Source organism: Methyloprofundus sp., from assembly GCF_965251085.1.
GTDB lineage: Bacteria > Pseudomonadota > Gammaproteobacteria > Methylococcales > Methylomonadaceae > Methyloprofundus.
Genome location: NZ_OZ252594.1, coordinates 3,546,161 through 3,559,610 on the forward strand (window position 1 = coordinate 3,546,161; position 13,450 = coordinate 3,559,610).

Genomic DNA, 13,450 nt, shown 5'->3' on the forward strand with positions numbered 1-13,450 from the left:
AGATATCAGTTCATTCATATCCAAGTTCCTTTTCAAGCACTAAGATTGATTCTTTGACATCATCCAGGTAAGCCTTCCAACTTACTATCTCCTCACTGTTAACGTTTGTAGTATCAAGCTCTCTTAATGTCTCACCCAATCTACTAACTTTTCCCATTGCTGATCTATGATACTTTTTAATTGCTACGGCTTGCTCGTCGGCTGATGGCTCAACGGGTTTAGCTGAAGCTTTTACAGCCTCTTTAATTGTATTAGTCGTGATAGGTTTATCTTCAGCTTTAGCCTCAACTGCTGCCTTATCCAATACTGCTAGTCTTTCTCCTTTCGGGGCTTTTGCTAAGGCGACTAATTGAGGCGTGCTTATATCGGACAGTTCAGAAGAGGTAAAGATAGATTGGACTGCTGGAACGCTTAAAATATCAGAAGTTTCTTGTTTAGTTACTTGTTCAGGTTTTGAATCAGAGACTGAGGGATCAATTGAAGAATCAATACTTTCTGACGCAACGTGATTTTCAAAAGAACCTGTTGTGTCGGGAAGTTTTACAGCATTATTTACAGGATCAGCTAACCCAGCTAATAGTTCCTGCTGAACTTCACCGGCCTGGGCTAATTCATTCAGTCTGGATTTTTTCAGATTTAGTGTACTTTCTCCCCAAGCATTATAAGAATCAAAACCCAGGGCGTTATACGCTTTGGTATCTCTCATTTTATGGCAGGCTGTAATAGCCTTATCCTGCCCTGCTTTTAACTGATTAAGCCCCTCTTTTACTTGTTGCTCTAATTCCTTAGCTCGTTCTACTGTAGGTACTTGATTAATTACTTCATTACTCATTTGTGATTTCTTGCCTTACTTTATGGACTCGTATTTTAACGCGGGACATATTGAAAAACGGTAGAGCGTGGTTTTAGCCGCCCATGCTAAAGGGTATTTAATAGCGGGCTGAAGCCACGCCCTACCATAATTTCCCGTCTTAAGTTTATCGCCACTTTATGTATAAAAAAACCGATATAGAGTTGCAATACCTGTTATAGCTGCATACACACGGTTCTCAAATATTTATCATTTTATCTTAATGTCGATTATTTTAGCTACCTCATCAGCATTTGTCTTAAGCTCCTATAGATTACCTGAAGACCTTTTTGAAAAAAATTTTACCGCTACTCATTTCTCAGTGCCTTCCTTGACGCTCTATCCACAAGTGTAAAGAACCTATCAATTTCATTTTTTTGACTAGTCGCTTGATGTCCACGCACCTTGACCAGTTCTAAATTAATTTGATCGGTTATTCTGTAAAAATCAACATACAACTCATAATTGTTAAGCAGCTTATTGTTCTTTGAGCGGTATTCTCTTTTCTCTAACCGCTCCCGTCTACCCGGTAACCCAATAATATTTTGAGAGTCTGTATACAACCACATTACTCCCAGGGGCTTGGATATCACTTAGCGCCCATAATAAAGTTTGTAATTCCAGTTTCGTTGAAGACGTATGCTCAAATTGCTTCACTTTTATGTTTTTCTTCAACGACTCCAGAGATAAGCCTCGATCAAACACAGCGAGGTAAGCTCCATACCCAATTTTTGACTGGGTATTCACACTTCCATCTGTAAACAACATGAGTTCATCCATAAAAATTATTTTATGTTTTAAGCTATCGGGCTATTATGATAAATATTCGACTGTGATGCACAACTTTGCTCTATTTATCCATATCCATTATACCTCTAGACCTAGTATACTCAGCTATACTTTAACCATGTATACGGCTAATGGAACATGTATAAAATAGTACTGATTACCCTTTGTTTTTTGCTCTTGTCCTGCAGCTCAGACAGTACTGCTACTGGTGATGATATTCAGATTAAAATCGAGGTACAACGTGGTGAAACCTGACAACTACCGGCCTGATATGACCGCAGTAATTGAAGGTTTAAAATAATGCAAGAAACACACATGCGCCCTCTCATTTTTGGCGAAGTACTCTTTGATTGCTTTCCAGATGACACGGTTGTTTTAGGCGGTGCGCCTTTTAATGTCGCTTGGCATATACAGGCATTTGGCCTTAATCCAATGATGATTACCCGGATTGGCAATGATGAAGCTGGAAAAAAAATCCAGCAAGCCATGGCTGATTGGGGAATGGATTGTGCGGGATTGCAAATAGATCATAGTCACCCGACGGGTTCAGTTAAGGTGACATTTAAGGACGGTGAGCCTGATTATAATATTGTCGATCAAGTGGCCTATGATTACATTGATGCATCTTTGCTTCCAGCATTGCAAGGCGAATACTTGTTATATCATGGCTCGTTGGCACTGCGTCATACTGACTCTGCCAATAGCTTACAACAGCTTAAAAACATACACGCCAACACATTGTTCGTTGATATTAATTTACGTTCACCTTGGTGGAATCAGAAAAGCGTGCTTAAACTGATAGAGGGTGCGGACTGGTTAAAGCTCAATGAACAAGAGCTGATTGAACTATATGCGTCTGACATTAGCCAGCATGACCAGCAATTAGCCAAAGTTTTGCAGCAGTTGTCTGAACAGCTTGTGTTAACAGGCGGAGAAAGTGGCGCAATTGCTATTTCAGCAGTCGATGGTAAACAACACTCCATTAGCCCACAAGCTAAAGCCTTTGTTGTAGATACAGTCGGCGCAGGTGATTCATTTTGCAGTGTCTTGCTGGCGGGGCGGATATTAAATTGGCCGTTGGATGTCTGTCTAAGCAGAGCACAATAATTTGCCAGTGCGATTGTCGGCATTAAAGGCGCGACACCTGAACATAAACAATTTTACAGCCCCTTTATTGAGGCTTGGGATATTAAGGATCTAAATCATGTATGAATAAGTTCACATTCGCTACTGAATGAGATTCTGTTTGCGTTAAAGCCCGAGATTATTAAACAGCGTAATATGCGCTATTTCTATACTCGGCTCGGAGCTAATTTTTATTCTATACACTCAGAACTCCTGATCTCGACATAAAGAAATCAAAAACTTACCGTTTTCACAAGATATTTACATGATACTAAAGTGCGTTGGCGCTGAGTATACGAAGCCCAACATGATATTGCACAGTGATTGTTGGGCTTCGCAAGCTCAGCGCCAACCTACATATCAAGCATTGGCAGCAAGTTATTATTCTAGAGTTCAGGTGGTCTGACACTCATTGTTTAATCGCCTTTATGGTGAACGCAGTGAATTTAATATTCAGATGCAACGCTGGATAATCACTTCCTTTAATAACTTTTTCCCGTTGCACCCCTTTCAGGTTCTGATATGACTGTTAATCCAGTCGGGACGTTTTTGACTCCAGGTTGCTTCACTGAAGGTGTAATTGGATACGACAGCATCACTCACATTTTTCGGCGTGCGTAAAACAAGGAAATTGTAACCAGAATAATCAAACTTATCAGGGATACTTCCAGCAAAACAAAACTGGCTATTTTAAAGTATGCGAAATCAGGGTGTACAAAGCGCACTAGCCAGCCTGCTAATTCGTCAGCTATTGCAGAAACATACACCATAGCACTTACCCACACTTTAACCGGTACGGATAAATTGGTCATTATCATTAAGTGAGTTAGTGTCAATACCAGCAAGCCCATAGAAAACACATGAAAGTGTGAGACTTCTAGCATGCTTTGATAACTTTTAGGCTGGGTAAAATCTACTTCAGAACCGAGGTAATATGAAATAACTGAGCCTGGTGTTAGATCCATTTTATGGAAATACATTAAGCCATTGCTTACCCAGAGCAGTAAAATATAGCCTAAAAACATTAAGATTAATGAATTTAATAACAGTTGGCGATTTTGTTCGCCTGTGACAAAAAAGCGCATTATTGTTTCTCTACCACACCGACCTGATACACTGCCAGTACTCTGCGTACACTATCCAGAGCAGCTCTGCTACTTAAAGTCGCGCCTGAAATTCCCTGTACTTTTTTTCTAAAACTCACTTCTTCCAGTGGTAAATTAAACAATTGTGCATACCAACGCGCAGAAGGCTGATATTCAGGTGGCTCGTGAAATGCAAGGGTTTGCACCTGGGTCAATTGGCCCTGAGGATTTAAAACAACCAGCAGGGTTTCGGGCTTGGTACGTACCTTATGCGATTCTATCGCAGCATAACCTAGTATTTCACCTGCTTTTTTACCCACGTAAAAGGTAAATAATGCAGAGTCAATTTTAGCTCGTGCTAGTTGTTGAATACGCTGAACCTCATCGTCCGTCAGAAAAAGCGACAGGCGTTCGACGCTAGCCTCTTTTCCAAAAGCAAGCTCCATAGCTTCCTGTTTGCTGTAGTATATTTTGGCATAGCCTGGTGATGCGATAAATAATGACAACAGAAGGCATAACAATAGCTGACGACTTTTAATAAATTTCATTTTAATATTCAGGTTTGCAAGCCAATGGACGTTGAAAATCAATAATTATGCTCGCACGAGGGATATACGAATTCAGCCGACTCATTGCCAGCCTATAATAAATCAAGGGAGTAACCTTACTTAGGAACGCGCACGAAATAACTTAAGCAACTGACTTGTCTTTTTATCCGTTTTCTGCGTTGTAGAAACTGTTACGTAGCTGGCTATGCGCCTGTTTCTACGTCTTGAATACGAATAAAAATCCTGCGCCAGATGCTCAACTTATTCCGTGCGCGTTCCTTAGGCTGTAAATACATGCCTGACTAAAGCGACTCCCTTGCTATATATACTTCGCGCGGCCACTGCTGCGGATTTCTAGCGGCTGAGTTTGCCGATAGCTCATTGCTGAAATCGTTACGTAGCGAGCTATCGTCAAAATCAGCTCACTATATTCTCCGTATCCGTAACCACGCAAAGTATATATTATACCGCCATTTTACAGGCTTGCCGAAGTCGCGCCCTGCAATTAGTTCTAGTGTGGCTAAAAAATAAAACCAAAACCAATATTCACTTCATCAGGCACTGTGCCCTCTTTAGCATTTCTATTGCGGTAATCTAATTTTATGACCACTTCGGGTATCGGTTTATAGTTAAAACCGACCTGAAAAATATCCTGATCGTAAAACAAATCATCAGCATAGCCGTTTGGCGCAGTGGCAATCGTGTCATATTTCTCATAGCGGAAAAAAGGTGCCAAATATTGAGAAGTACCTGCAAAAATCAGCGGTAAAATATCATAGGCGACTTCAGCATAGACCCCATAATTGGAACTACCGATAGTTTCTCCTTTCAGCGCACTTAAAGTTGCCGCATCGGCTACATGCCCCCATGCCCCTAAAACACGGGTTTCAAAGCCATAATACTTCCATTCCATATGTGCTTCATATAATTGGGTAAAAACATTCGCATCGACTTGATCCTGTCCTGAGTTTCCTAAATAACTGGAAGCTCCAAACACTAAACCGGGAACAGCCATTGGCGTATAATCCAGTCTACCGACAAAAGCCCAGTCTTCAGCTAAGGCCTTAGACCCTTTCTGCCTACCTCCACGTATACCTGCAGAACTGAAACCTTCTGCATTTAAACCCGTAACAGCGTACATTGTATAATTGACATCCGGGGTAATTTGTCCAAACAACCCTCCCCCTATATTACGCCAGGTACTTGGAATAATACGGCGTTCTACTTCAGGGCGGTTATTACCAAAATAAAACGGGGGTTCATGCACCAGGTTGATAAATCCCATCGGTGTCAGCGTTAAACCCGCACGAATATTTACCAATGGATCTATCAAAAAATCCAGGGCCATCATCTCTACAGACACCGAACCACTTTTAGAGGTTGATGAATGCTCAAATTCAATTTCACTGTTTAAAATGATCGAGTCATTGAACTTATAACCAAAGTAAAGAACTAGCCGCTCAAGGTCAGCATTATCATTCTTGGACCCTTTATCTGCGACCAATGCCTGATAATTAACTTCACCGTAACCACCTATAGACAAGCCTTGATCTACTTGATAAACCTTGGAAGCAGCAGGTCCCAGACCATAGCTACTTTTTAATTCCTTTTTATCAGGCAATACCAGCGCGGTGCGCATCGATTCAACTGCCTCGGTCAATACATCGGTTTTATGCTTTAATTCTGCAACTTCTTCCTCTGTTTTTTGTTGCGTCTGCGCAACTTCGGTATCGGTTTCTGGCGTTTTATGACCTTCGCCCCTAGCAGCAGGTACTTCAGCTCGTTCTTCCAGCATTTTTTTCATCGCATCTAGTTGCGCCTGCTGAGCCTCAATAATCTTCCACATTTCATCCATGGTTTGTGGCCTCTCTGCTGCACTGGCAAGGCTAGTAGCCAGTAATAAAGCCGTCCCCAGGCCTATTGCCTGTTGCATCATTTTCATTATCTATCCCAAGTAATTATAAAAGTTGAGGTAAGTATATCGACAGATAAAGGCAAATGCAAACAATTCTCAATAACATTTATATTTTTTCTATTTCCTATCTTTAATAACTACTAATACGAAAAATAACTCGGTTGTTAATTAAGCCAATCCTGTGATTTGTATTTCAGCAAGGTATTTTCATTTTTCAACATCAAATACTTGCCATCTAAGACTATAGTGGATTCGCTGGTTAATATTGAGTGCATTAAAGACCCAATTTTGCGTACTTTTGCAGTACAGTTTTGTCCTGTTGCTTGTATACCTTGAATTATGAAATATTGATCACGCAAAACAGCCTTACCTGTCAGTTGATAACAGCCTATATGAGCCGTTACTGTCATTTGCTCTTCGAAATCCAGATCAAAAGTATTATTACCTAGTGCAACTTTAACTGCGTCAATACTTTCCAGTACCCAGCGATGGTGTTGCAAATCACCCTGAGTAACGATAGCTGTCTGACGACATAAGCCGTAAACTTTTTCTATTTCGATAAGGCCATCATAGTCTGCGGCAAAACCATCGGCTTTCGTTTCCCGATCTATCCGTCCTTGTAGAATCACACAGATAGGCTGGAAAGGACGCTGAGTATTAGCAACTGACAACTGTGGTAGTTGCTGACTTAGTTGTGCCGATGTAGCAGGGTTTATCCAATAACATTGGGAGTTATTCGCAGGACAAAAAGTATTAACTTCATGACCGTAAGTATACTGCCCACGATAGCGTTGCGCCTGTTCGTTTGCAGAGACCGGGAGCGTAATAGTCAGCAATAAATACACGATCCCTTTATATAGGCCGCTATTTTTGATATTCAATTTCATTACCGACTCCTCCTTGCATTAAATTCAGGGTTCAGGCATACAGACTCTGTTCATAAATCTTCCTGATTACCCATAATCCTAGAAAAATCAGTTGCTCACGGTTTCTAGCACAAGCTCTTAATTCCACCGCACTTCCAAAAAATGTCCGCTTAACCTATGGGTGAAGCTAAAATTTTTTGGAAGCACTGTGAAACAAATATCTTGCACTATAAATTCGCGCTCAACTGATTTTTCTAGGATAACCCTCAGCTATACTTCGTCATTCCTGCATGCTTTAAGCAGGAATCTAGTCGGATAAGCATAGATTCCCGATAAACCTAAAAACCGCAGTTGAACGCTAAAAAACACTCTAAACATTTGAATATAAAACATAATGACCGTAACAACTTATCCCCTGCAGGGTGAACAGACTCCGCTTCACGGTTTTGTGAATAAATCTGAGCGCGAAATACTGCGTTACAGCTATTGCCAAGGGCTACGGCCATTGCCTGCTAGCTGTGCCTTGTCTTTCGCACTCAGATTTTCCACAAAATCCCTGCTCAACTGCGGTTTCTAGGATAAAGCATGTGCCCACGCTTGACTGGGTAAACTTCGGGAATGATGAAGTTTTTAACATACTGATGTTTCAAGCTTTATTCAACTATGGCTGAGAGTTGTACGTAATCAGGTAAATTTTTAGACGTGTGCTAGCGTTACTTCTGTTTCCAGCTTCCATTCGACAACTGATACCACCAACCTGACTGTGCATTCTTTACCCATCGTGCGGCAAACGTTGTTTTAATTTGCGCAAACCATTCAGGGTGTCCATTTTCTTTAGCTATCGCTTGATACAACTTAATGCGATCCGCATTTTCTGAGGCAATCAGTTTATTAACTTTATTGCGATCCTTTAAAGGCACTTTGCCTTTAAGCGTTAATAATCCATCAGATTTAATACCTATCGCGCCTTGCTGATAAAATGGCTTTAATTCAGAGAACCGAGAACGCATACTTGCAGTGAGACGTCTTATATCTGCACTATCCACTGATAAATTTGCTTGCGCATGGGCAGAACTGATAAACACAGAAATCACCTGATCTAATTGCCTATACACACTCAACTGCCAAGTCGATATATCTGAGTCTGGTATCACCAGGCTTTGAGAAGGGTTCGCTTGCGGTTCAGTTTTCTGAATATCCTGAATAATTTCATCTGCAACTTGCTCAGCCGCCGCGGCAGGAAAGTAAATATTAATCGTGACACAAGCAGTTAAAAATAAAGCACTGACAAAGGGTATTTTGTATATATTCATGCTGTTAAACCTCTATTTAATAATGGCCTCATCCGAGGCGGTAATTCTTTGCAAACTATTCAACAATATATTCCAGTCCAGATGAGGAGTATAACCAATAACATCGATTCTTGGCAGCCCTCCTCCTTTAATCAGATAAAATCCATTATCGACGGCCTCAACACCCATTAATTGACAAACCCCCTGATGCAGATAACAGCCAAAACCCAATTTCTTATAACCAAAAGTGCTAAACAATCCCAGGAAACCTCTGGACAATACATCCGACACACCCCCGCCACCAATACTGGCAATATTTTCTACTGCTTTCTGGCTGATTCTGTGCGTAGTACTATCATCCTCAGGCGTACCAATCCAGGCATAAAAGGAGACAGCTTGCCAATTTTCCATATACAGATTTTTCACATCCCCCGAGACTCGTCCTTCAATATACCCCGTATGGAATTGACGGGTCATCATGCCTAAATCAAGATTCTTTAGCTGTATATCTGTATAAAATTGGGGAAAATCACTCAACAGACCAGAGGAAGCCAGGTTAGTTATGATCACTTCACCATCAAATACCTGCATTTTTAATTCACCCTCCAGCGATAAAAGATTGTCCTGATAGTTTACCGAAGGAATATTCCCACTGATGGTTCCTGACAGCGGTGTCCAGCCAAGTGCTTTAGATAATTGTTGCAAAGATAGCTGCTTAACGGAGCCTTGAAAATGCAGCTTGGTCTCGCTATTTTGCCCCGCAGCAGAATAGCTAAGATTATGGATAGAAATAATCCCACCTAAAACAGCGAGATCAGCCCGTTTAACAAGGCTGAACTGCTTAGCAAAGCTGATAAAATCCAGCCGTCCTGCCTGAAAGGGGATTGCCTGCACTTTTAGCTGTTGCCAGTCTATAAATGAGGCTAGGGTGTTTTGCTGTTGTTCTGCCCAGTTTAACTGAGCATTGGCTTGATTAATAGATAAGCCAGTCTGGGAATTATCTAAGCTTAGATGGTTAACGATAACTTTTGCAGCAATTATATTGTTTTGCTTTATCTTAAATCTGCCCTCGACTGAACCGCTCAAATCTATATCGGCTAAAGCACTAGATTCCAAAAAGGGCAATATATAAGTCGCAGTAGCGGACTTTAGCTGGGGGATTTGAACCGTTATGTCAGCCTTGGTCATGCTTGTTTCCGCCTGATGATCCCATTCTGCATTTGCTTGCAAAGTAAACATCCCTGCATGCTCCAGTGTTAACTCTGTTATCTTGGTTTTCGCCTGCTCTGGCTGCCATATACCTTTGGCAATTAGGCGTACTGACTTGCTTTCCACTTTCAAATAGACCGGGTCCACAAACATTTCTCCGGCAAGAATACGATTTGTAGTCTGCCAATACCAAGCCTTATTTTTTTTGTCCGCACATAAGCTAATTTTTAACAAGCTGTTTTCACTGACAAACAACCCGGCTTTATCCTGTAGGTTTAACTTATCGACTAGCGCAGTCACTTGAACTGATTGAAGGTTATCTTGTTCTCCACTTAGCTCGACATTTACATCAACCATTCCTTGCATAATAGCTAAAACGTCGTCGGCAAATAGGGTTTTGAGTCTATCAAGATTGAGGTGTTTAGCCTGGATACTTAGCTGCCATTTTTCTGCTTTTTCCTGTGCATGAATTGATATTTCTGCACCGAATAGTGAAAAATGGCTGAGAGTAAATTCACTTTTGTTATGATCTACAAGTAAGGAGAAAGCGAATGAAATTAAATTATTTAATCTGGATTTAAACTGCCCTGTTCCTCCTGCGCAGTTTAAATAATGCTTATCCCATGCTATTTTCTGGCATTGAATACTAAGTAGTTTGATCTGCTCGAATGGCGGTGGCAATGTCAGCACTGCAGAGCTTAGAGATATTTGAGGCGTTTGATTGAGGTACTTAATTTCCAGCAACGCTTCGCTTAGCGACCACTGTTCTGACGTAATTTCATCGATAGACAGTTGCATAGACTGCAATGCATTTACGCTTTGGGTAAAACATAGCAGTACGATAAAAAAGTAGAGACAGGGCTTTAAACCTAAAAACCGCCGTTGAACGCTAAAAAACACTCTAAGCATTTGAATATAAAGATAATGACCGTAACAACTTATCACCTGCAGGGTGAACAGACTCCGCTTCACGGTTTTGTGAATAAATCTGAGCGCGAAATCCCTGCTCAACTGCGGTTTCTAGGTTAAACGATCATTGTTCACTAGACGACAAAAGTAAACCTGATTACGTACAACTCTCAGCCATAAGAGAATAAAACATTAAAAACAGTATATTAAAAAACTCGTCATTCCCGAAATCTTTTATCGGGAATCTATGCTTAACCTACGAGATCCCTGCTAAAAGTATGCAGGAATGATGGCTACGCACTTAAGACGGGACACCGTAGGCTGGGTTAGATTTTTTTAACGAAGTAAAAAAACGTAACCCAGCAAAGCCCCGTATACGTAAAGTGCTGGGTTACGTTATCTGCGCTTCGCTAGATAAGCTAACCCAGCCTACATTGCTTTGTCCCCTTTTAAAATGGTAGCTGAAATGACGGAGTCTAGCTGAGAGTTGTGGGTAATCAAGAAAGTAAAAACTGACTAATCGTTAGCATATCATTTCCCTGCAGAGTTTTCCTTATATCTCAGGTGTTGTAGGCCAGCGGTATGCATACTATCCAATCACCTTACTCTGATACGTTTTTTTATTCCGGATAAGCCGTTTTTTTCATAGTGTTAGCAATCTCACTATAAGCTGTAACCCAGGCATCTTCTATATCATCATTAAAATATTCACCCAGACTTTTTTCTAAAACATATAACAACGCAGCTCCTACTGTTTCATAATGAGCCGCCTGAACACCGTAAATAATATGACGATTGCCCATAGCCTCAAGCATGGCTTCCACTGCGTTGAAATCCTCTATGGAGTTGACTACGACATTCAAAGTCGTCATTAACTTCGTACCTTGAAAATCCAGCCTGCCTCGAAATAAGGATTTCAACGCTGGATCTAATTCAAACAAGCGCACATAAAACATTTCAGCAAATTTTTCTTTGATCGGAAGTATGCGCCGCCAGGAGTTGCGTATGCATTTAATTTGCTCCGGCGTTAATGGATACGGTTCTTCCTCAATATATTGTTGCGCATATCTCGCCTGATTTTTTTTATTTTGAATTAATAGCAAATAGGCAAGCAAAATTACCAAAAGCAAAACACCATACATCATAAGGATAATCCCATTTAATTAAGCTACCGTTTTTTAAGCCCAGGTATCACGCAAAGTGACAGTACGATTAAACACTAATTTTTCCGCTGTGCTATCTTCAGTATCCAGACAAAAATAGCCTACCCTTTCAAATTGATAACGGCTGCCTAGTTCAGCACCCGCTAAGCTGGCTTCAACTTTAGCTGCCGTTATCACTTGTAGAGAATCCGGATTTAAAGCGTCACAAAAATCATCTTCAGCACTTGGGTTGGCTACTTTAAATAAACGATCGTACAAGCGTACTTCCGCATCCAGGGCATGAGTTGCCGACACCCAATGAATGACTCCTTTTACCTTACGCCCTTCTGGCTTTTTCCCCAAGGTATTTTCATCATAGGTACAACGTAATTCTATGACTTTACCCGCAGTATCTTTAATCACTTGATGACATTTAATCACATAAGCGCCGCGTAAGCGGACTTCACCACCTTCTATCAAACGTTTGTACTTGGGTGGAGGCACATCGGCATAGTCATCCTGATCGATATAAATATCTTTGGCGAATGGAACAATGCGCTTACCCATGGCTTCATTTTGCGGGTGATTAGCCATTTCTAATTGTTCAACCTGGTCATCAGGATAATTTTCTATTACGATTTTTATAGGCTCTAAAACTGCCATCGCACGTGCAGCAGTATCGTTTAGGTCTTCACGGATACAATTTTCTAGTACTGCCATTTCTATCGAAGAATCTTTTTTGGTTACACCGATACGTTCACAAAAATCACGAATAGATGCCGGGGTAAAACCGGCACGGCGTAGGCCAGCAATCGTAGGCATACGTGGATCATCCCAGCCATTGACATGACCATCGACTACCAGTTGATTTAATTTACGTTTACTAACAATAGTATATTCCAGTTCTAAACGCGCAAATTCGATTTGTTGCGGATGGCAATTAATACTTATATTATCTAGCACCCAGTCATACAAAGGGCGATGATCTGCAAACTCCAGTGTACACAGCGAATGGGTGACATTTTCTAAGGCATCCGATATACAATGGGTATAGTCATACATCGGATAGATGCACCAGTTATCCCCAGTAAGCTGATGATGTACCCGGCGAATTCGATAGATGGCAGGGTCACGCATATTAATATTCGCAGAGCCCATATCAATTTTAGCGCGCAGCAAATATTGACCATCGGCAAATTCACCGGCTCGCATTCTGGCAAATAAATCCAGATTTTCTTCAATACTACGACTACGATCGGGGCTTTCTTTACCCGGCTTGGTCAAAGTACCACGATACTCACGAATTTGTTCTGCACTTAAGCTATCCACATAAGCCAGGCCCTTTTCTATTAGCTCAACGGCAAAGCCATAGAGTAACTCAAAATAATCCGATGAATGCTTTAATTCAGCCCACTCAAAGCCCAGCCAATGCACATCTTTTTCAATTGCACGCACATATTCGATACTTTCTTTTTGCGGATTGGTATCATCAAAACGTAAATTACATAAACCCTGGTTTTCCGCCGCGACACCAAAGTTAAGACAAATGGATTTCGCGTGGCCGATATGTAAAAACCCATTAGGCTCAGGCGGAAAACGCGTTATAACCTGGCTATGTTTATTTTCTGCCAGATCTTTAGTGATTATTTGACGGATGAAGTTTGTTGCAGGGGCACTTTCAGTCGTTGACATTGAATATTAGGGATCTTTGTGTTGGTTT

11 protein-coding genes are annotated in these 13,450 nt (G+C 41.1%); 1 reads left to right on the forward strand and 10 read right to left on the reverse strand.

Features of this window, described 5'->3' with window-relative positions; translation table 11 throughout:
- Positions 1–10: 10 nt before the first annotated feature.
- A complete protein-coding gene (locus tag ACQY3F_RS16600; RefSeq protein ID WP_428356040.1) occupies positions 11–832 on the reverse strand; it encodes a hypothetical protein in 822 nt (273 codons plus the stop codon).
- A gap of 540 nt (positions 833–1,372) precedes the next feature.
- The gene (locus tag ACQY3F_RS16605) at positions 1,373–1,630 is read right to left on the reverse strand and encodes an RNase H family protein (protein ID WP_428356041.1); all 258 of its coding nucleotides are present in this window, start codon (positions 1,628–1,630) and stop codon (positions 1,373–1,375) included.
- Positions 1,631–1,939: 309 nt separating this feature from the next.
- On the opposite strand from ACQY3F_RS16605, the gene ACQY3F_RS16610 reads away from it, so the two are divergent.
- The gene (locus ACQY3F_RS16610; RefSeq protein ID WP_428356042.1) at positions 1,940–2,746 is read left to right on the forward strand and encodes a PfkB family carbohydrate kinase; all 807 of its coding nucleotides are present in this window, start codon (positions 1,940–1,942) and stop codon (positions 2,744–2,746) included.
- Positions 2,747–3,363: 617 nt separating this feature from the next.
- On the opposite strand, the gene ACQY3F_RS16615 is transcribed toward ACQY3F_RS16610, so the two are convergent.
- From ACQY3F_RS16615 to ACQY3F_RS16650, 8 genes are all read right to left on the reverse strand, one after another.
- Positions 3,364–3,789, reverse strand: coding sequence for a hypothetical protein (locus tag ACQY3F_RS16615; protein WP_428356043.1), 426 nt, complete (start codon positions 3,787–3,789; stop codon positions 3,364–3,366).
- Positions 3,790–3,848: 59 nt separating this feature from the next.
- Complete coding sequence (locus ACQY3F_RS16620) at positions 3,849–4,397, reverse strand: FMN-binding protein (RefSeq protein ID WP_428356045.1); 549 nt, start codon at positions 4,395–4,397, stop codon at positions 3,849–3,851.
- Positions 4,398–4,917: 520 nt separating this feature from the next.
- Positions 4,918–6,333, reverse strand: a complete 1,416-nt coding sequence (locus ACQY3F_RS16625) for a hypothetical protein (protein ID WP_428356046.1) — start codon at positions 6,331–6,333, stop codon at positions 4,918–4,920.
- 143 nt (positions 6,334–6,476) lie between these two features.
- A complete protein-coding gene (locus tag ACQY3F_RS16630) occupies positions 6,477–7,199 on the reverse strand; it encodes an META domain-containing protein (RefSeq protein ID WP_428356048.1) in 723 nt (240 codons plus the stop codon).
- A gap of 692 nt (positions 7,200–7,891) precedes the next feature.
- Positions 7,892–8,491 carry a YdbL family protein gene (locus tag ACQY3F_RS16635; protein WP_428356049.1) on the reverse strand — a complete coding sequence of 200 codons (600 nt, stop codon included), beginning with the start codon at positions 8,489–8,491 and terminating at the stop codon, positions 7,892–7,894.
- Positions 8,492–8,503: 12 nt separating this feature from the next.
- Positions 8,504–10,477, reverse strand: coding sequence for a C4-dicarboxylate ABC transporter (locus ACQY3F_RS16640; RefSeq protein ID WP_428357720.1), 1,974 nt, complete (start codon positions 10,475–10,477; stop codon positions 8,504–8,506).
- Positions 10,478–11,208: 731 nt separating this feature from the next.
- Positions 11,209–11,733, reverse strand: a complete 525-nt coding sequence (locus ACQY3F_RS16645; RefSeq protein WP_428356050.1) for a globin domain-containing protein — start codon at positions 11,731–11,733, stop codon at positions 11,209–11,211.
- Positions 11,734–11,766: 33 nt separating this feature from the next.
- Positions 11,767–13,422, reverse strand: a complete 1,656-nt coding sequence (locus tag ACQY3F_RS16650) for a glutamine--tRNA ligase/YqeY domain fusion protein (protein WP_428356052.1) — start codon at positions 13,420–13,422, stop codon at positions 11,767–11,769.
- Between the last annotated feature and the right edge of the window lie 28 nt (positions 13,423–13,450).